Genomic DNA, 20,153 nt, shown 5'->3' on the forward strand with positions numbered 1-20,153 from the left:
CACCACCCGGTGGGACACTGCTAAGGCGCTTCAAGGTGCTATGATCGCCTGCTCGCCATCTTTTCTATGAATTAGGCAGAAAAAGAGAGCTTTTCGATTCCTTTGGAAACACCGCGCGCCATAAGAGAGCTTCCGGCGAGAAGCGTTGGTGCCACTGCGGCTCCAGCAGCCACCTCTCGACTAAACGGAAAAAGGATTGCGGCCGCGACAAATGAAAAGGTCAACGTTTGGGGGTTGGCCGCAAGTGTTCCAGTTGATGCTGCGAAGTCGCTAAATACAGTAGATAATTTTCTCATTCTTAAATCTCCCTGAAAAAATCAAGCTACCAGCCCAATAATTTTAGGTCAATATTTATTACCCAATCCGTCTTTTGTGTAAGGGTTTCGAGATTTGGTGGGAGCGCCTAAGCGCTCCCTTTTTCGTTTTGGCCTTCGGGCTCGTCGAGGGGCTGGCGCAGGACGATGCGGCCATTGATCGGGACAACTTCGAGCTGGAGCGTGTAGCCTTTCCCGTCTTTGTGCCGCCATGCGGCCCCGACCTTGTTCCAGAAGGACTTTTCGCCCTTGTCGGTGACGTGCCAGGCGAGGAACTCGGGCGCGTTGGGCTGCTGGTTGTCGGGTTTCGTGTTTGTGCGTGCCATGATGGGTCTCCTTTGGTTTGTGGTTTGGCTCGTTACGCCATTCCGGAAGACCGCAGGGAAAAGGTCTGGCGTCATATCCAACACGGTTCGGCCCCGCCGAAGTGGTGCGGGCAGGATATTGACGGCTGACCGCGTGCGGTCAGGAATTCAGGCGTTTCAGAACGAGGCAGGTCCACCTAACCAAGGGATTGATCCGTCGCGCGTGCATCACGTGGCTGGCGATCAGCTTCGAGCACTCGATCCCGCTTCTATTTGCACCCGTCCATAGGCTCTTCCGAAAATCATGAATGGCAGAAAGGGCTGTGCATGCGGCCAAGGCGTGAAAGCCTGCTCCACTTTGTTGCGTCCTCCAAGGATTGCTTGGGGGTGGCCGATAGCAGCCGCGTCCTGCGCCTTCCGATCCCCGAGAAGGCCCGAATTGGTCGGGTCACGAAACGAAACGGAGGATCACATGATCGCACTCATCACCATGCACGAGCTGCAAGGCTTGACAGCTCAACAACTTGGCGAACTGCACCAGTTCTTCACCTGGCTTCTGACTGAACCCACCTTCGATGAAGCGGAGCGCCGCCATATCCTGGCAACCCTCGAAAACATCGAGCGCGCGATGGGCTATGTCGCCAGACCCTCACCAAAGGGCTTCACCATAAAGCTTTAGCCAGCATTGTCGGGCGCGGCTTTCGTCGCACCCGCCGCTATTGCGGACCTCTACCCAATGATTGCTCCAACAGCGCGACAAGTTCGGCGCGCCGTTCGGGCGACAGCGAGTCGAGATTATGCTGCCGCCACTTCACAGCGGGTAAATCGCGCGCATGATCGATCCCGATCAATGACCAGTCAGGTGCGCCGCGCTCGAAGCTGATCAGAAAATCGCGGTGATGGTCAGGCATGCTGCCGATCAGATCGGCGATCAAACGCTTCTGCGTCTCAATCACTTCTCCGATAGAGACGGCCTCTTCGGTCATACCGTCAAAGCCCTCCTTGAACTCGGCTTCGAGGTCTTTGACGCGCCCTGAAAGGACTTCTCCCATGGGGCGATTGTGACTGATCAGATAGACGAGAAATGCCCGCCGAAGGTCGTCGGTGAAGTCTTCATTGGCCAAGAGGTCCCGCACATCGAACAGATCGCGCGGATGCTGACGGTCAAGGGCGGCGACAAGCTTGCCCGCATACAGGTCTTCGAAGGATACAACTGCGATTTCTGCGAACCCTAACTCTTCTTCCACCGCCTCTGTGACCTGCGCCAATTGTGGATCGCTCACGACACCGCGCAGGACGGGGGGAAGCTCGATCTTCACCTGCGTGGCATCAGCGAGGACCAGCAGGCGAAGGGTCGCCCCTTCTGCTTTTGTCTCCGTAACCCGCGCGCCAGGAATTTCGGCGAGAATGCTCGACGCGATGCGCTGCATAGCGGCATCGATCTCGGTCAGCGCCTGTTTCCTGCCGTGCATCGGCAGATACATCAGGTCGATATCAACCGACAGGCGCGGAAGACTACGGACGAACAGATTGATAGCCGTCCCGCCCTTGAGCGCGAAGCAGTCTTCGCGTGCCACAATGGGCAGGAGCCGCATCAGCAGGCGAACCTGCCTTTGATAGTGTTCACGAAAGGCCATCGAGGTCCTCCGGCACGGTGATCAGGTAGACAGGATCGAGACGCCCGCCACGCACGAGCATCCGTTTGCCCGACCCGAGATCAAATTCGTCTTTGTTGAGCCGCTTGCGCCAAGCGTGTTGGTGTCGATCGGCGAAGAAGAAGAAGAGCCGTTTGACCTTCACGCTTTTACAGTCGGCGAGCAGCTTCGTCAGGCGGCGGGGGCTGAAATTTGCTGCGCCCTGCATGATCATGTCCGCTTGGTGAAAGCTCTCGTTATCTGGCAACTCGTCCAGCAATTCGAGGTAGGCGCGCTCGGGCTGTGAGAGCGTCAAAGGCCAGTCCCACTGACCCCAAGCCATTGCTTTCAAGCTTCCCCCCTGAAAGCGGGTGAGATCGCGTCCTGAATCTTTGTCGATATCCCAGGCGAGGCTGCCTAAGCCAAAGCTTATGGGCTCGTTCCGAAATAGGGTTTCGCTGTTATGGTAGGCAAAGCGTTGCGGAAGGCCGAGCTTGTCGAGCCAGCCTGGCGGCTTGGTGCGCCCGTAGAGATGTACAACCTTCGTTTCTTGGGTGAGGTAGTGCGCATAGCCCTGCAACTCCAACGCTGTCTTGCCGCCCACGATGAGCGGCACTTCAAGCAAGGTTTGCAACGAGATCACGACTTGCTGCCAGTTCAACGAGCCGCGCTGGCGGCGATAGACTCCGCGCGCGGGCTGCACAAGCCATCCACTTTTGACGTAATATGCGCGCAGGTTGCTGGCGATGCCCCGCTTCTCCAGCCATGCCGCATCGACGACCAGTCCTTCTGGTAGGTCTTTCTCAAGCTGGTTTAGATGTGCGCCTCTTTGCTCAGTCATATTGAGCATATTACAGCACCTTCAAACCATGCGCAAGTTTATGATTTGGCGATTTTGCTCAGCCAAATTGAGCTTTTCCTTAAAACCTCAAACCTAAAAGGAAGGCTGGCCGAATGGCCAGCCGAAATTTTTTCGGCCTAGAACAGGGATAGCTGCGCGCCGTGCCAGCGGACACGCTTGGCCTCATGGTCGAGCCATTCGGTCACAAAAGCCACTGCTCCGCCATACTCGGCCACCATGCCAACAGGCACGTAGTGGGAGCGGAAGCCCGTGTCCGACACGGGCAGCGGCGTCTTGCCGTCCGTGCGGAGCACGATGTGATCTACCACCGAAAATTCCTCGGGTGTGTAAGTGATTTCGACGGTGACGCCCCGCCATACGATAGTGTGTTTTTCCATGATCTTATCTCCTTTCAAGGCGAGGCCGCCGCTTACGCGGCGGCGCTCTCCTTCTGCTCGGGTTGCTGTTGAAAACTGTTCAGGAAGTCAGCGGCGCGCTGCGCATAGGCGGCGGCGCTGAAGATTGCGCGCTTGTCGTTCTTCAGAACCTTGAGCCAGCTCTGGATATAGGCGGCGTGATCTGTGCCAGGCTCGGGCGTCAGCGCCAGATCGGCGCAAAGAAATGCCGCGCCAAGCTCGGCGACCAGTTCCTCGCGGGCATAGCCCTCATCGCCCCACTTCTTCCTCCCGAATTCACGGTCGAGGCGCTTGGGGTGTTTCGTCCAGTGCGTCAGCTCGTGCGCGAGGGTCGCATAGTAGGCTTCGGGGCTGCGGAAGCTCTCGAAATGCGGCATCTGCACATGATCCGTCCCGCCGCTGTAGTGTGCCGAATTCCCGCCGTGGCGGATGTCAGCGCCTGTCGCGGCAAAGAATTGCTCGGCATGGTCGATCCGCTGCGCGGAGTCGATGATCGGCTCGGGCTTCGCATAGAAATGCTCGGGCAGCCCTTCGATCTGCTCGACGTTGAACACGCTGTAGCCCTTCATGAACGGGATTTTGCGCTCTTCCTCGCTGCCGTCGTCCTGCTCTTCGGTCTTGGTGATGGTGTTGGCGTAGACAACAAGGTTGCCGCGCTCGCCCTTGCGGACGTGTGCGCCGTATTCCTTGGCTTGGCGGTAGGTCATCCAGAACGGCGAGAGATAGCCGCCCTCGATGGCTGCGCCCCAAAGCATCAGGACGTTGATCCCGCTATAGGCCATGCCGTTATGGCGCAGCGGCTTTATGATCCGCCCTTCGGTGTTCCCAGCCGACCATGGCTTGAGCCATGTCAGTTCGCCTTGCTCCAAATCGGCAATGATCTTGTCGGTCACTTTCTGATAAACGTCTTGTTTCATTGGTCTTTTCTCCTTCTCAAAACGGGTTGCGCATGCAACCCGACTAGGCCCGCGCCAATGAGCGGGGGGAGACCGTCAGGACCGCAGACGGCGGAGGGGGATCACCCGTCCTGCACAAACGAAGAGCGGAAGGACGGGGAGACCGCTGGCTGCGCCCGCAGCACATGCGGAGGGCTTGGTCTTGACGGAGGACGGGGCCGCAGGCCCCAAACAGGAAAGAACTGTCAGCCCTTCAGGGCTGGCCGATGATGCGCAAGGGATGGAAGCCGAATGGCCGAGACCACCAAGGGTGGGCTCGGTTCACGACAGCCCGACTCGCAAGGGTGCGCCCCTCCTCTAACAATACCAGCGCCATACCTACTTCTCGCAGGCCGCGGAGGTCAAAGAGACGTGCAATCCAAAACAGATCCGAGGGGGCCCTTGATCGACGTTTCAAGAGCGTCTTGCCCGAAAATTGCCCATATTTGTCATAATGTTAGACCGACTCGCAAAGGTTGCATTTTTCCGTCTGGTCTGCAATTCTTTCGGCTAGGGGCAGGAAGGTGACACAAATGACAAGTGAAGCAGAAACGCCAGACGGTAAGAATGATCCGATCATTCGCGAGATCATCGAGCTGGAGCGAAGCTACTTCTTTGAAAAGCGCAACGTGAAGACCGAACGCCAGCGGAAGCTGCGCGAAATTATTGAGCGGCACACAAAGCCTGGGAGTGTTGCGGATGATTCTTGAAGAAATTCGCTTAACAGATTTTAGATGCTTTTTTGGTGAAACATTCATTCGGTTCTCTGAAGATCCCGAGCGCAATGTAACGATAATTTATGCCGAGAATGGGGTCGGCAAGACGACCCTGCTGAACGCCCTTCTGTGGTGTTTTTACGGCGAAACAACCTCACGCTTCGAAAAGCGCGAAGAGATTCTTAACTACGACGCCAAGAAGATGGGCCGAAAGGTTGCTTCGGTTGAAGTGCTCTTCGAGCACAATGGCAGTCGCTATATAGCTAAACGCTTCTCCAATATCGCAAACCCTGGCGGACGTGACTTTGTTATCGCTCGCATCGACGATGGAAGTCAGATCACTCTCGACTCGCCTGACACGTTCATCAACACGGTGATCCCGCGTGACATGGCCTCTCACTTCCTATTCGACGGTGAACATGCGGAGGTATTCTTAGGAGAGAGGAATAAGGGATCTATCAAAAGCGCAGTACGCGACATCCTCGGCTGCTCGCTAATCGAAACCGCGATTGATGATCTGAAGGCTGTTTCGAACCAGTTCCGTAAGCAGATACCCTCAACGGCGGCAACAAAAAAAATCGATGATTTGAGTAGCCGCCTTGATGCGTTAACAACGCAGGTCGAGACCGCGAAGGCTAGCATCACGCAGATGGAGAAACAGCGTGAACAGACCGACCAGCAGATTAGGGACATCGATGCAAAGCTTCGAAATACCGCTGCTGCCAAGGAGCTGCAACAGAGCCGTGACCGTCTCAATGCGCAGCTTCAGCGCGCGGCCAAGCGCCAGAAAGAATACGCCGACGAAGTCTACAAGTGGCTTGGCGAGAATGGCCGTTTCATCGTTTCTAAACTTATCACTGAAGAGACCTTCTCGTTCCTAGACGAGAAGGAGCATCGCGGCCGTATCCCTTCGCCCTACAATGAAGAGTTCGTCAAAGATATCTTAGACGCGCAAGAGTGCATCTGTGGCGCAAAGCTCGAACCCGGTAGTCCTGAGGCCAAGAAGGTTGCCAGCCTTCTTGAAAAAGCAGCAAATCAAGTGATGCGGGATCGCGTGTCGAAAGTGCGCGCGAGACTGACTTCGCTAAAAACAGAACGTGCCAAAGCTCCCGGACGATTGACGAAGGCCAAAGAAAAACTGGCAGAGGCAAACGAAGAATTCGCAACAGCAGAGGCACAGCTTGCGGAGATTAGCGACAAGCTAAAAGGAATCGATTTTGAAGACATCGCGCAACGGGAACGTCGCCGCAGCGAACTTCATAACGAACTGCGCGAGATTGATCGGAAGATTGGTGCGTTCCAGACAAACATAAAGAGCTCCGAACGCGAGAGGGGCGAAATCGACAGACAGATCAATGAGCTTGCAAAGCAGGACAAGCAAACGGCGATCTATGGGCGCAGACGAAATCTGTGCGAAAGCATCAAGGGCAAACTTGAAGTGCAGCTCGTGGCTGAGGAAGGTGCAGCGCGCAAAGTTCTTCGCGCAGGGATCAGGCGGATACTAGAAGCAACGACCCGCAAAGCGCTCAATCTACACATGACTGATGACTACGTTATTAGTCTCGTCAATTCGGATGGCACGGCTTTGCCGAAATCTAGCGGCGAAAATCAACTCCTCGGCCTTGCATTTACGGCAGCGCTCGTCGAGTTTGCCAATGTTAGGCAGAACGCCAAAGACTATAGGCTGTTGCCTGGCACAATTGCGCCACTCGTTCTGGACTCTCCTTTCGGCCAGCTTGACGACGCCTATCGCGCCACGACCGCCGAGTTCATCCCGAAAATGGCTCGCCAAGTCGTGCTTCTCGTTTCGAAATCTCAAGGCTCGGATGAGGTTTTGGAGGTTTTGAAAGACCATCTTGGTGCGGAGTATTTGCTTGTGCGTCACAACACCGAACCGCAGGGAGAGCGCAAGCCAGAGAGCCGCTACTTTAAAGGTAAAGAGTTCAAAACCGCCATCTTTGAATCAGAGTATGATGGCACCGAGATTGTGGAGATAAGAGAGCCATGAGTTCGCGCGCACCAAATATCAATAGAAGTCGCATACATGAAGAGATGGTGCAGCGTCTTGCTATGCAGAAACTTCCGGACACGGATCGTACTCTTTTCCCTACGATCCGTGAGCTGCTCTGCTTTGCTGCCCTGCTCGGATATTCTGAAAAGCGGCGCATTCCGCTGGATAGGGACAAAGGTGTTGAAGACATCTCCTATCAGCAATTCGAACGCGGTGATGCCGAAGACCTGATCTATCTCATCGCTTTGGCAGAAACCAAAGACCCTGAGGTTCTCAAGGATGGAGAGGAAAGCCGTTGCGCGGAAATATTCGAGGAATATGCAAACGGCGGTCTTCAAATCCTGCGAGAAGCAATGCTTCGGGGCGGTGGAGAATATCCTGACCGGGACATTCTGGAGCTTCTGAAAGAGCGTGGATATTTGAACACTGACGAAAAAGAGCCTGACCTTTCGGGGATCAAATTCTAGATGCTGAAAGACCTGAGCTACAAGGGAGTCTATAAGTCTGACCTCGACAACATACTGGAAGATTTCTATTTTCCGACGTTGTCTGTAGCGAACCGATATGACCGGGCAGTCGGTTTCTTCTCGGCATCCACCATTAGCTACGCAGCGCAAGCGCTGTCGGTCTTTGTCAAGCATGGCGGCCAGATCAGACTGATCCTTGGTGCGTTTTCCGACCAGGAAGACCTAGAAGCCGTCAAGCAAGGCTACAAGGAAAAGGAGATCTCCGAGAAGATTGGGAATGAGCTCTTGTCGATGATATCGAACGTCAGCGACGAACTCTTCCAGAACCGCTTTGACACGCTCTCATGGCTAGTCGCGCATGGGCGTCTCGACGTCAAAATCGCCCTTCGTGTGCGCGGCATGTACCATGACAAGGTCGGCATCATCACTGACGAAGCTGGTGATCGGGTGGTATTTGCGGGCTCAGCCAACGAAAGCACACACGCTCTTCTTCCCACGCACAACTACGAATCGATCAATGTATTTCGTACCTGGATTCCGGAACAGGCAGAGTTCTACGACCCTCACATCGAGAGCTTTGAGCGCCTATGGCGAAACGAAAGCCAGTCAACGGCCGTAATCGACATCCCGACTGCGGTAAAAGAAAAGCTGATATCGACAGCTCGCGCTCTCGACTACACGCCTGACCCCGAGATTGAAGCGGCGATTGCAGCGCGAATTCTTGGAAAGACGGGGTCCGCTCATAGTACAACATCAGGGAAACCGCGCGAACCAGCCACGATCAATGGCCAACCGTTCAAGATGCGCGATCATCAAATCGCTGCGCTCGAAGCCTGGCGTGCCAAAGGCGACTTCCAAGGGACTTTTGATCTCGCGACTGGCGCTGGTAAGACCATCACAGCCATTCATGCCATTGTCAGGCTTTCCGAAGCAATTGACGGGCTAGCCTGTGTGATAGCGGCCCCCTACCAGAACCTCGCCGACCAATGGGTCGATATCTTGGCGACGTTCAACATCTATCCCGTGAAGTGCTATGTCTCCCGCGCGCAATGGGAGGAGAAACTCCGCAACATGGTCCATGAACTGACAATGGGCAGCCGCAAGTTTGGCGCCATCGTTGTTGTGAACCGAACGCTGAAGAGTCCTGAGTTCCAGGACAATCTTTCGAAGATCAAGGGGAGCCATCTCCTTTGGATCGGCGATGAGTGCCACCATCATACTTCGAAGGCTTACGAGGGCTTTCTTCCCGAACATGCTCGCTATCGGATTGGCCTCTCAGCGACACCCCAGCACTATCTTGATGAAGAGCGCAATGAACGCCTCAACGCATTCTATGGGGATATCGTTTACAGCTACACCCTCAAGCAGGCGATCCAAGACAAGGTTCTGACTCCGTACGTCTACTACCCACACCTCGTCGAATTCACAGAAAGCGAAGCCGAGGAATTCGTGGAGCTGTCCGAGCAAATTGGACGCATCATGGCGAGGCAAAATGGCAAGGCGAGCGAGATGACACCCCAGCTCACAGGATTGCTTATGCGCCGTGCTCGGCTTGTCGGCTCTGCGGCCAACAAGCTTCCTGCCCTACAAGCCGTGCTAGCGGGTAAGAGACCAACTCAACACACCCTCTTCTATTGCGGGGATGGCTCAGTCGAAACAGACGAAGGCGAGACGGGTTCTGAAGAAAGCGTCAATCAAAGCAGACGCCAGGTGGAAGCCGTTAGCGCCATGCTTCACGAAATGTCGTGGGACGTTTCACGCTTCACCTCACGCGAGTCACGCAAGGACCGTGACAATATCCTTGAAAACTTTCGTCTCGGCATCATCGACGCAATGGTTGCGATCCGTTGTCTCGATGAGGGGATCGACGTACCTGCGTGCAGCACAGCCTACATTCTGGCAAGCTCTCGGGACCCCCGCCAATTCGTGCAACGACGCGGACGCATCCTGCGACGCTCGCCTGGCAAGGAACAGGCGCTCATCCATGACTTCATTGTTGTTCTTCCTGAGGGCTACGAGGACAGCTCAGATTACGCGAAGCGCCTCATCAAATCTGAGCTTGGTCGGGTAGCAGAGTTTTCGTCTCTCTCAGAAAACAGGTTCGAAGCCTACGAGACGCTCGCTCCGGTGCTAAGAGCGTATGATTTGGAACACATGATATAGAAATATTTGAAATGACGAGGCAGTAATGAAAAAAGTCGAAGACCTATTCAAGGCGCGTGCATCTAGCCCGCTCGAAACAGCCATGCTGTACGATGGCCGGGTTGGCTTTTCTATTCCGGAATACCAACGCCAATACGATTGGTCTGAAGATAATATTACTCGCCTCTATTTTGACACGCTGAATGGGTTCCAGAGGCTTTCCGAAAGCGCAGATGCCAATGCATTCACGTTCCTTGGAACGCTGATCCTCGTCGAGGAAGAAACTAAAGAGGAAGAGTTCTCGGGTGTATCTGTCGCTGTTGTTGATGGGCAGCAGCGGCTAACAACATTGACATTATTCGCATGCGCATTGTGTGAGGATCTACGACGGCAGCTTTCGGAATTGACGTCCCTGAGTTCAATTGAGAATAGCGTAAAAACCTGGCTTGAAGAGGAAGTCGAAACAAGACTCTACGCGCTCTACGAATGCGCAATCGGTTCTCAGCGTGTATCGCCCAAGGTGACATTCCCATTTCCGAGGATTGTCCGGCGCGGCGATGCGCGTGGAAGAAGCAAATCAAGCTCCGATTACCAATCACCGATTGGGCGTTTTCTAGAGGGTTTTGCGGATTATTTTGATAGTGACACGATCGAATACGTGCCACCAGCATTGGGCGCCGGAACGGATGCAGAGAGACTCGCAAAAAATTTTCAACTCATACGTCGCCTTATTGGAAATCTAAACGATACGGGTTGGTACGAAGATACTGAGTGCGAACAGTTCGATATTTCTTGGACGCGTCGCACGCAATGCAGAAATCTATTTGAGCGCCTACCAGACTACCTAAAAGATGAGGGCGAAAGAAACCGGGCTATAGAGAGCATCATCAAGACTCCGGAACTGCACGCGCTCGTACGCACGCTCCTGTTTGCATCGTACTTCAGCAGTTGCATTGTTTTAACCCGTGTTACGACAGACGATGAGTCCGCTGCATTCGATATTTTTGACGCGCTGAATACGACGGGCGAACCCCTAACTGCTCTCGAAACTCTGAAACCCCGCGTCATCAACTTTGAAAACAAGGCGAGCGGGTATGGGGGATCACCATCGGAATTGGCATTTGAAGCGATAGCGGAAAACCTAGATCAACGCTTCTCAGACACCACGAAGAAACAGGCAGAAACCAAGGATTTGATTGTTACCTTTGCCTTATATCTGGAGGGGAAAAAGCTTTCCAAAGACCTTGCCGCACAGAGGAATTTTCTTCGGCAGAGTTACGATGGTGCTTCAAAGAGCGGAAAGGACCCGGCTCGTAGATTCGTTCAAGCCCTTGCAGATTCGGCAGAATTTCGGCGTTTCTATTGGGAGCGAGATGGCATTGAAGAGCTCGGTCGGTTCCACAAAGGTGAAACTGTAGACGAAGTTCAGCTCCTTACCTCTCTAATTAGCGACATGAAGACGAGCCTCGCGTTCCCGATTCTGTCTCGGTACTGGAACCGAGGGCTAAAACACGGTGGAGAAGCCAATTTCTTAGAGGCCCTGAGGGCAATCGTAGCGTTTCTTGTCCTGCGACGCGCGGCTACGGGCGGGACAGCTGGCATCGATAGTGACTTTCGCGACGTGATGGCCCCAAGTCTGGGGCGCGGAGCGAGCCGAAAGTTTGGGCTTTGTGCAGGTGTCGGACATGACAATCCTGTACTTTCGCCAGCCGAACTGAAGGAAGCGCTTAAGACTCTCCTCAATTACAAGCTGAAGACCCTTACCAAAGAAAGCTGGGTCGGCCAAGCCGCCGCCAACCCCCTTTACCAGCAGTCGCGGGAACTCGTACGCTTCATGATACTGGTGGCGGCGAACCAAGGTGCTCCATCAACCGAAAATGCAGGAACCTGGATCAAACAAGGTGTGAAAGCCAGTGCGCATTCAAACAATTTCTTAGACTATAAAACGTGGAAGAGCTCGGACTATGCGACGGTTGAACACGTCGCGCCAGAGACAGTGCCAAAACATGGATGGGACGCTGGCTTGTACAGAGATAACATACTGCGTCACACTCTGGGAAACCTTGTTCTGTTGCCCGCGAAGGAGAACTCCGCAATTGGCAGCGACAGCTGGGAGAAGAAGAAGAAATTCTACCTGGCGCTCACTGAACGGTCCGCGCCCGAGCAAACCAAGCGGATCGAAGAGGCGAAAGCGGCTGGAATCAGCTTTTCTAAGACCACGGAGAAGCTCCTCCAAGAAGGAAGAAGACTCGATCTGCTTGACCCCCTGCGTGATGTTGAGAAATGGAATGCGGACGTCGTATCGACAAGGGGCAAGAACATCGCTGAACTCTGCTGGGATCATGTGTGGCCTTGGCTGAATTGAATTTGCACGCCATAACCGTTGCAGAGCACACCGAGACAATCGCGTGGGATATTCGACATGTCGCTTGAAGCAGAGGCATACGAGCAAAATTACCAACAGTTTCGTTCTCTTAATCAGATCATGTGGCAAATTCCCGTCCTGGCAATGACGCTGACTGGCGGCCTTTGGTTCGGGGTCTCGAAAATCGAGGACAACAGGCTCTTGGCGAGTTTGCTTCTGCTCACGGCGGTTGTGGGAAATCTAACTCTATCGGTTATTCTTTATCGGTTTCGTTTCGTCATGAGGCGATACTTGGCGTGGCTTCGCGATGTACATCCAGATGGTTTTGTGGACGCTAGCGAGCCAGATGTGGACATGGGAAGGCTAGCTCGCTTCTTCGTTCGAGAAGAGAGAGTTCGACAAATGTTCTCTTTTCTGCTGTATTGGGCTGCTGGTGCTAGCTTGGTACTGCTGGTAGCAGAAGCGTTTCCATGGGGTGCAGATAGTAGTGAGATGGAAAAAGATCGCGGGATAGAATTCTATGACAGCCATGCCACCGCACTTGCGGATGGCTACGAAGCCATCTTCTTTGAAGATGCCTACCCGTTCCTCGTGGCCTTGTTTTCGGGTGATCCGCTTGAAGTTCTGGACATTGGGTCCGGAACAGGACGTGATGCAGGATGGATCGCCGAACGGGGGCATAAGGTAGTTGCTGTTGAGCCCTCTTTTGCCATGCGAAAAATCGCGTCGTCCTTGCACAAAAGCGACCTAATCACATGGGTCGATGCACGCTTGCCAACGCTGCAAAATCAAGTCCTCAGGCCAGACAGTTTTGATGTGATCTTGGCAAATGCAGTCTGGATGCACGTTCGCCCGGAGGACCGCCCCGCCGCCATGGTACGGATGTTTGAGCTTCTGCATGAAGATGGGCGAGCTTTTGTCTCGTTGCGATTGGGCCCGCAAGACGAGAAACGGGGAATGTACGCTGTCTTCTCTGAAGAATTCGAAGAGACAGCGACACGTGCAGGATTTTCAGTTATTCACCATGGAGACTTTCCTGACCTGCTTGGGCGTTCGGAAGTTATGTGGAAAATGTATGAGCTGCAAAAATAGATGAGCTTTGCCATTTACTTGTGGCAAGCAAGACAGCCTTTCGACTGACCAAACAGTTCGTCTATATCGATACCTTCTTCATCATTCCGAAGCGGATTGCTTTGGCGCTTCTCTTTTGCCCGCTGGAGACGCCTTTCGTAGTCCGCTTTGATCTGATTGACACGCTCAGGTCGAGTCAACTCGTCTAAGGACTCGCCTTGTGACCAAGTGAAAGGCGAACCATTCTCGACCGCATCCTTCTCGTAGGATTTGGCCTCTTCAAATGCCTCTGGGTGTTGCTCCTTAAGTCGAACCCATTCGATCTTCTGTTGATAGAAGCAGAAGGTACAGCCACTCCGCGAGCGCCAGTCATAATATCTCGGCAGCCCTAGCCCAGATGCCTCAAGAATGTCGATGACACCTGGCTTGTCAATTCCTGCTTCTTTGAAAGGCAGCAGCACTTTCAGTCTTTCGTGTTTCGAGCTGTAACCTTCTCGATATTCCTCGTCAGCCCGAATGGCGACGTAGCTATAAACCGTGTTACCTTCCTCCAGGATGGGGCGAAGCCAATGTTCGAATGGACGAAGTTTGAGCTGCCTGGTGCACCAACGGGTTTGCGGTGATGGAAGAAAATTGTTGTACTGCTTGAGCCAAAAATCAAAGTCACGGTCGGGGTTTAACCGCAGGATCGATTTTCCGAGAAATCCTTCAAGGCGTCCAAGAAACTCGTAGACTTCGGGTAATTCTTTCCCGGTGTCTGTGAAAAAGTATTCGATATCTAATTCTGGATGATGCTGACGCATGTAGACCGCGAGGGCTGCGCTATCCCGCCCTCCAGAAAGCCCGAGTACGTGTTTCTCTGGTGGATTGGTCACGATACAGCTCTCTCCGTTTCTTTGTCCTTGCTTTCCTGAACTTCGACCATGTAGCGCGAGCTTAGTTCTGCTAGCGCAGCAAGTACCATCCGTCGCTTCTTGTCGTCACTAGCATCGATGACGCGTTCGAGTTTCGAAATGATTTCATCAATCCCCGCTCTTTCACCTTCAGTCACTTCAAATTCAGCATGAAGGGGAGCAGGACGACCGTTCACGCCAACAACGACGGCCATTGCGTGGCGCTTGTCTACACGTCCTTTCACGCGAGCGAAGTTCTCAGAGCGAATGAATTTCTGAGCGAGGTCGGCTAGCTCAACGGACGCTCTGTCAAGGTCGGGGTCAGTCCAGTCTCTTGGGGGCATGTTCGCCGCGAGGCTTGCGATGCCTTCCACGTCAGGGACGCTGCCTTCAAATTTGGCAAGCCGACCGATGAAGGCATTGAGGCGGAAGTCACCACTGATCTGCATGATGTTTTCAGCGCGTTCACGCAGTTCGGCGAGTGCTTGTGGCGACATGTTGGGCACTTGTAGCTCTGCAAGCATCAAGTCTGTCAAACGTCGGAGCATTGACGGATATGACTCAACCAGTTCTTCAAGACCTTCGCGGACATCGTTCACGACCGCTTGGATCGCCTTATCGTTGTCGAGAGCGCCGCGCTCACCGAAAGCCGCCGGAATATCATCAAACAGGAACTTGTTTGGGTCGTTTGCTAGTTTGAAAAGATCGCGAACACGAATTGCGTTGGCAGAAAGCTGCGTTGTGCGTTTGGTCCAAGAGTGCAGACGATCAAAGATTGCGATTAGACCACGAGCGACATCGATTGGAGCGAGATGGGTAAGGCTATTGTTTGTATCAAGTTCCCGCACGACCTCCGCCATGCTTGAAAGCAAACGCCTGGACAAAGCAGACAAATCCATCCAGCGAAGCTGGATTTCCCGTGGGTCTTTTGCGAGGATTTCGACATCTATGTCCTTGAATCGCGCTTGGAAAACGCCTTCCCGATAAAGCGCAACCTGTTCACGTCGTGATAGAATGAATGCAACAACAAGAACGGGCATGAGGCCATCTTTGACCCCAAACGGCGGTTCCGACCAAAGCTTGTAGATTTCTGCAACGCTTACAGTTCGGTCGTCAGCTTCCTTGAGGAGCCCAACCGTTGCATCCCAAAGCGGACCAAGGCCGAAATCGTCGTTTTCTGAAGGTTGGTAGAAACGTAATCCTTCGCCTTTGTCTGCATAAAGGCCTGTTGCCTCCAGCAGCGAAGCGTACAAGCCACCTTCCGCAGGAAACCCTTCTATCCCGAGGCGCGGCGTTCCTTCGTTTGAGACCATCGCGCGCAGCAGAGCGTTTTGTGCGGCAACTGCGTTACTCGATGGCTTGATGCGATTGAGAAGTTCGTTGTTGAGACGCGGCGAATTGGGATAGCGCGTTGATGCGAGTTCCGAAGCAACATTGTTGAGCTCAGCATGGAGCCACTGCTGAGGTTTTCGATTCTTGAGATACCAAGTTGCGTTGTCGAAAGCGCGGCGGATTTCTTCTTCAAGCTGTCCTTGCAACACAGCCTGACGCGCTTGCACTTCACGTTGCGCCACCGCGTCTCCCGCAAGGTCAGGGTGTTCCTCTTGTACTTCTGAAAGCGCGATCAATTCGCGCGCGAGATCGGTAATCGCCCAGGCCCGCTGCGATAGGCCAGTCGCAACTTCCCAATCCTTCGACTCCCGTGCCGCCTCGCGACAAATCTTCTGCGCCTGCTCGCTTGTTTCGCCCTCTGTCGGTATCGCCAGTAGGAATTCGCCGATTGTACCTGCATGAGGTCGGTAAGCCTGAACACGTTCTCTTAGGCTGTTGAGTGGCGCAACTTCCACATCGAACCAGCGTAGAGCGCCCGTCTCATGGTAATGTCGCTTCGCTAGGATAGGTTGCAGGCCCGCAAGCCGTTGCAGTGCTGCAAAATCCACCTCCCGCACGTGTTCCAACGTGTCTTGCACCGCTCGGTCGATGTCGAAGTCACTCCCCGCATAGATAGCATAAGCGTCTACGAACTTTCTGTAGATAACCAGTGACCAATTCTTGAGCTGTTTGAGGGCGGCGGTAATCTGTCCCTTTGGCGCTCCACCTACACAAGCGGCAAGGAGTTCGTCCGTTGGCATGAGGCCGGACCTTTCCTTGAACAGGTCAATCAACGCAATTGCCTTGAGCAGCCTAATGTGGAGCGCATCCCCACCTAGCGCCTCGCAGCGCTCGATTGCTTCTGCCGCCATCGCCCATCGGTGGCCATCCGGCGAAGCAAGAATTGAGGGCTCCAAGTTAACTCGTAGATAGTCCCAAAGGCGATCAGGCTCATAGAGACAGTCTTCAGCATTGTGACGAATAAAATCCTGGAAACCCGAAGGCTCTGCGGAATTTAGGAAGCCGAAAATGCTGCGTTGGTTTTGGCCGAAACGTCGACGTGATATGGGGCCCAGCAAACAGGCCACAACTGGGTGAAGCGGCCAGCATCCTTCGAGTGTCTCAGATAGGTAGGCTGACGCAGCCGGACGCTGACGCTTAATTTCCTTCGCAACTAGGTTCGCGAGCTTGCCTGGCTTAGGCAGAGAACGTCCATTTTCGATAGCGCGCGATATTAGCTCGATCTGCTCTTCACCAGCGGCATTCACTGAAAGGTCTATGAAGCGCCCTTGGATTTTGGACCACTCGTCGCGCATTTCGCGGGATAGTCGGTTAGCATACTCTTCGAAAGCTTGGTGAAGAATGCCAACCACAACCAAGCGGCCATTGCTGCGCGATGCGGCTTCCGCAAGAAGTTGGAACAGGTAGACGTCCGCACCTTCTTGCGCAGCAGCCTCAAGGAATTTTCCCATCTCGTCGATGAAGAGGATGAGGCCGCCTTGGTTGCGTGGATGTCTGTTTGCAAGTTCGGTCAAGGCCGAAACGACTGCATCGTCGGTCCAACGCTTTCGACGGGAGGAGCCAAGGAGACCACGCTCTTCCAAAGCTTCGCCGATAATTTTGGCTGCGTCATCGCGGCGGCCAACGACAGGAACTGTGAGCCATCCCTTCGTTTTTGGCGGTAAAGCAGCAAGGATTTGTTTTGCTGCGGCCTTGCCAATCGATGTTTCGGCCTTCTGCTTCAATTCGCTGTCGCCGCCCAATAGTCCGCTAAGCGCAACAACAAGGCTCGATTTCCCACTCCCGTACGGCCCCGTCCAGGTAAAGGCACCATGGCCAGTTTCCCTGACGTGATGTCCGATGGTCAACAAAACGTCTGTCGAAGATTTGGGGCAAACGTAGCCCTCCAACGCAGCAGCGTCGTTGTAGTCGGCGTCGATGCGTATGGAGCGCTGAAAACGTCTGGCAATATGTACGTTATCTGAGAGAGCCATCACGCCGCCTCCTTCGTTTTCTTTGGTTGATAGTCGAAGGCGGCGTATTTGAGTGCAATATCACCATCCAGAGGAACGTCGCGCAGCACTTGCTTTAGCCCGGCAGTCTCGGACCATCGGAAAGCACCTTCAGTGAATTCCTCAAGGTCAAGCAATCGATCCGCGATGTCGTTTTCATCGAGGAGGAACACACGCCCAGGCGACCCCGGTTCGTGGGCAATAGCCTCGAAAGACAAGGTTTTTGCTGTCGTGTAGTACTTCCAAAAATCGATCAGAGCATAAAGAAATACGCCTCTCCCCAAAGTGGATTTTGGTCCGCGAACAAAACGGAAGCCATCCCGCTTACCGAGAGCCTTGATTAGCCCCAACTCTGATAGCGGAGATTCTAGCGTGTCCTCGGGTGAGGCATTTGCGGATGGACGTTTGGCCACATAGGTGCGGAGAAAGCACTCCACATCGCGCCTAACGGTAGTAGCAGAAACCCGCGGCCAAGCACGATCTTTGGCAACCTTTTCAAGTGCTCGAACAAGCCTTTCCCGCTCAAATGTTACACCAGGAAAATTGTTGAAACTCCAATACCATGTTGTTTTCTCAGGGCGTCCCGCGAGATGCCAATGAACGAGCCAAAGGCTTGTGGGGTGCTCCATGTAGGGGTCGAATCCAGCCTTCCCAAAGATGTTGTCGCCGAGCTCTGTTGTGGTGAGTTCGTTCGCACCCTCTCCGTCCGCAATGACACCACAGCAAGTGGCCCAATGACGCATCGAAGACACCATATTTTTGCCAACGCCGAAGCGGGCGATTGCATCGTCGCGAGTAAATGCCGCCTTGCTATCGGGGGTGCCTGCACGTTCCGACACGGCATCGTAGGCCTTCTTCAGCCATCCGTAGCGCAGTGGAAAGGTCTCATGTCCGGAAAATTGGGGCTTGTATGTGTCCTGAAAAATTGGTCCTCGTGGCATCGCGTCTCGTCCTGGATAATTGATCCAGCTCGACTTTACCCCACAAGATATGGTAGGGTCAAACTCATTCCTGGAGATATCCTCCAGAAAGCCCGTGAGCCGCGCTGAGCATTGGTTTGCGAGACTGATGGTCATCTAAGAGATTGGCATTTAAGTGAAAAGCACGAGTACGATATATCTGGACCACCAAGCAACGACGCCACTCGATTCGCAGGTTTTTGAGGCCATGCGCCCATATTTTGGCGAGAGTTTTGGGAACCCACACTCATCCGATCACGCTACTGGTTGGAGAGCTGCCAAAGCCGTCGAAGGTGCAGCAGAAGATGTGGCCGCGATGATTGGCGCGGACGCTGATGAGATTGTCTTTACCTCGGGCGCAACTGAGGCCAACAACTTAGCTTTGTTGGGTGTTGCAAGACGTGCGGTTGGCGGCGCGCGCAATCGCATCCTTATGGGATCAACGGAGCACAAATGTGTCTTGGAAGTAGGTCGCGTCCTGGAGCGGCAATTGGGCTTCGAAATCATACATTTGCCTGTCGATTCTGAAGGGCGGCTTGACTTGGAAATGTTGCGTTCCGAGCTCAATGAGGATGTGCTGCTCGTATCGGTTATGGCAGCCAACAACGAGATAGGAACGCTACAGGACATTCCCGAAATTGCGCGAATGACCTCCCAATTTGGCAGTCTACTACACTGCGACTCAGCTCAAGCGCCCTGCGCTATGGACATGGCGCGATTTGCCGACCTAGTGGACCTAGTGAGTTTGTCAGCTCACAAAATGTACGGGCCAATGGGTATCGGCGCTCTATATGTCCGGCGTGAGCTACATAGCAGGATTGAGCCGCTTGTGTATGGAGGAGGGCAGCAAAATGGACTTCGATCCGGTACGCTGCCCACGGCTCTATGTGTGGGTTTGGGGCGTGCTGCGAGGCTCGCCTCTGATGAGCATGCCGTGATCGAAAGGGAGACCTTGGCACTACGCAGGGACTTCCTCCTTAGGCGGCTGAGTGAGCTGCCCTATCCCACTTGGGTAAATGGCCCGAAGAACCCTGAACACCGACATCCTGGCAACATCAATATCGGATTTAGGGGCATTGTTGCAGCCGACTTGTTGGGCCGCATCCAACCAAGTCTCGCAGCGTCAACAGGATCAGCTTGCACAAGCGGCATTCCCGAGCCGTCACACGTTCTTCGGGCCATCGGCCTAACTGATGAAGAGGCAGGGGCGTCGATCAGGTTGAGCGTGGGCAGAAGTTCGACGGAAGAAGAATTGGTGAAAGCTGTCGATATTATTCGAGCCGCGCTCGATCAGATTTCACGCGAGAACGTTTCAGTATTTGCATAGTCCAAGCTCATCCTAACACAGTGGCAAGCCGCGCGTATCCAAACTTCGCAAGATTAGTCTCGATGAAGTCGTCTCCATGACATGGCCTTCACGGCGTGGCGGGGATCAAACGGGCGACCGTTTGTGCATGGTTCGGTGTTGGTGGAGAGGCACTTCTCCAAGTCCAACGAGCTCGGTTTGGGGGTGGCGATAGACCCCCGAGAGTGGTCCATCTTCGGCAAGATGGCGGCATCCAATCCGCGCAGGGTTGGTCTCCATGAAATGGTCATGGGGGTATCGGTGGGAGCAGGAACGCTCCCCTGATTGGTGATCGGACGGCCAGACGTTCGTGCATGGTTCGGTGCAGGTGGATGAATAGCCCCGTGTTTCTTAGA

The 20,153-nt window shown here is 54.0% G+C and carries 17 protein-coding genes; 8 read left to right on the plus strand and 9 right to left on the minus strand.

Annotation, left to right across the window (positions count from 1 at the left end; translation table 11 throughout):
- Nucleotides 1-71: 71 nt before the first annotated feature.
- Nucleotides 72-296: a hypothetical protein gene (locus tag TP2_RS18450; protein ID WP_157617051.1), complete on the minus strand. Its 225-nt coding sequence runs from the start codon at nucleotides 294-296 to the stop codon at nucleotides 72-74.
- Between the two features lie 107 nt (nucleotides 297-403).
- Nucleotides 404-640: a hypothetical protein gene (locus tag TP2_RS05595; protein WP_038074678.1), complete on the minus strand. Its 237-nt coding sequence runs from the start codon at nucleotides 638-640 to the stop codon at nucleotides 404-406.
- 451 nt (nucleotides 641-1,091) lie between these two features.
- On the opposite strand from TP2_RS05595, the gene TP2_RS05600 reads away from it, so the two are divergent.
- On the plus strand, nucleotides 1,092-1,298 hold the full coding sequence (locus TP2_RS05600; RefSeq protein WP_038074682.1) for a hypothetical protein: 207 nt from the start codon (nucleotides 1,092-1,094) through the stop codon (nucleotides 1,296-1,298).
- A 37-nt stretch (nucleotides 1,299-1,335) separates the two neighbouring features.
- Here the strand turns inward: TP2_RS05600 and TP2_RS05605 are convergent, their stop codons facing one another.
- The 4 genes from TP2_RS05605 to TP2_RS05620 form a co-directional block, all read right to left on the minus strand.
- On the minus strand, nucleotides 1,336-2,256 hold the full coding sequence (locus tag TP2_RS05605; RefSeq protein ID WP_038074683.1) for a nucleotidyl transferase AbiEii/AbiGii toxin family protein: 921 nt from the start codon (nucleotides 2,254-2,256) through the stop codon (nucleotides 1,336-1,338).
- Complete coding sequence (locus tag TP2_RS05610) at nucleotides 2,243-3,103, minus strand: type IV toxin-antitoxin system AbiEi family antitoxin domain-containing protein (protein WP_240473714.1); 861 nt, start codon at nucleotides 3,101-3,103, stop codon at nucleotides 2,243-2,245. Before TP2_RS05610 ends, TP2_RS05605 begins: the two co-directional genes overlap by 14 nt.
- Before the next feature lie 128 nt (nucleotides 3,104-3,231).
- Nucleotides 3,232-3,492, minus strand: a complete 261-nt coding sequence (locus tag TP2_RS05615) for a hypothetical protein (RefSeq protein ID WP_038074685.1) — start codon at nucleotides 3,490-3,492, stop codon at nucleotides 3,232-3,234.
- A 32-nt stretch (nucleotides 3,493-3,524) separates the two neighbouring features.
- Complete coding sequence (locus TP2_RS05620; protein WP_038074686.1) at nucleotides 3,525-4,427, minus strand: ArdC family protein; 903 nt, start codon at nucleotides 4,425-4,427, stop codon at nucleotides 3,525-3,527.
- 551 nt (nucleotides 4,428-4,978) lie between these two features.
- Here TP2_RS05620 and TP2_RS18455 point away from each other — a divergent pair.
- The 6 genes from TP2_RS18455 to TP2_RS17900 are packed head-to-tail and all read left to right on the plus strand — an operon-like array spanning nucleotide 4,979 to nucleotide 13,238.
- On the plus strand, nucleotides 4,979-5,155 hold the full coding sequence (locus TP2_RS18455; RefSeq protein ID WP_157617052.1) for a hypothetical protein: 177 nt from the start codon (nucleotides 4,979-4,981) through the stop codon (nucleotides 5,153-5,155).
- The gene (locus TP2_RS05625; RefSeq protein WP_038074687.1) at nucleotides 5,145-7,169 is read left to right on the plus strand and encodes an AAA family ATPase; all 2,025 of its coding nucleotides are present in this window, start codon (nucleotides 5,145-5,147) and stop codon (nucleotides 7,167-7,169) included. Before TP2_RS18455 ends, TP2_RS05625 begins: the two co-directional genes overlap by 11 nt.
- A complete protein-coding gene (locus tag TP2_RS05630) occupies nucleotides 7,166-7,639 on the plus strand; it encodes a DNA phosphorothioation-associated protein 4 (RefSeq protein WP_038074688.1) in 474 nt (157 codons plus the stop codon). Before TP2_RS05625 ends, TP2_RS05630 begins: the two co-directional genes overlap by 4 nt.
- Nucleotides 7,640-9,802, plus strand: a complete 2,163-nt coding sequence (locus TP2_RS05635) for a DEAD/DEAH box helicase family protein (protein WP_051692238.1) — start codon at nucleotides 7,640-7,642, stop codon at nucleotides 9,800-9,802. It begins immediately after the preceding gene.
- A gap of 25 nt (nucleotides 9,803-9,827) precedes the next feature.
- Nucleotides 9,828-12,146, plus strand: a complete 2,319-nt coding sequence (locus TP2_RS05640) for a GmrSD restriction endonuclease domain-containing protein (RefSeq protein ID WP_038074689.1) — start codon at nucleotides 9,828-9,830, stop codon at nucleotides 12,144-12,146.
- A 57-nt stretch (nucleotides 12,147-12,203) separates the two neighbouring features.
- Entirely contained in the window at nucleotides 12,204-13,238 is a 1,035-nt protein-coding gene (locus TP2_RS17900) for a class I SAM-dependent methyltransferase (RefSeq protein WP_051692239.1), read from the plus strand.
- 14 nt (nucleotides 13,239-13,252) lie between these two features.
- On the opposite strand, the gene TP2_RS05650 is transcribed toward TP2_RS17900, so the two are convergent.
- The 3 genes from TP2_RS05650 to TP2_RS05660 are packed head-to-tail and all read right to left on the minus strand — an operon-like array spanning nucleotide 13,253 to nucleotide 18,434.
- On the minus strand, nucleotides 13,253-14,092 hold the full coding sequence (locus TP2_RS05650) for a phosphoadenosine phosphosulfate reductase family protein (RefSeq protein ID WP_038074690.1): 840 nt from the start codon (nucleotides 14,090-14,092) through the stop codon (nucleotides 13,253-13,255).
- Nucleotides 14,089-17,475 carry an ATP-binding protein gene (locus TP2_RS05655; RefSeq protein ID WP_038074691.1) on the minus strand — a complete coding sequence of 1,129 codons (3,387 nt, stop codon included), beginning with the start codon at nucleotides 17,473-17,475 and terminating at the stop codon, nucleotides 14,089-14,091. The genes TP2_RS05650 and TP2_RS05655 overlap by 4 nt, the downstream gene beginning before the upstream one ends.
- Nucleotides 17,475-18,434 (minus strand): DUF4007 family protein, encoded by a 960-nt coding sequence (locus TP2_RS05660; protein ID WP_051692241.1) that lies wholly within the window; start codon nucleotides 18,432-18,434, stop codon nucleotides 17,475-17,477. Before TP2_RS05660 ends, TP2_RS05655 begins: the two co-directional genes overlap by 1 nt.
- A 154-nt stretch (nucleotides 18,435-18,588) precedes the next feature.
- Between TP2_RS05660 and TP2_RS05665 the strand changes: the two genes are divergently transcribed.
- Nucleotides 18,589-19,779, plus strand: a complete 1,191-nt coding sequence (locus tag TP2_RS05665; RefSeq protein WP_038074692.1) for a cysteine desulfurase family protein — start codon at nucleotides 18,589-18,591, stop codon at nucleotides 19,777-19,779.
- Nucleotides 19,780-20,153: the final 374 nt, after the last annotated feature.

It is taken from the genome of Thioclava pacifica DSM 10166, from assembly GCF_000714535.1.
GTDB classification, from domain to species: Bacteria; Pseudomonadota; Alphaproteobacteria; order Rhodobacterales; family Rhodobacteraceae; genus Thioclava; species Thioclava pacifica.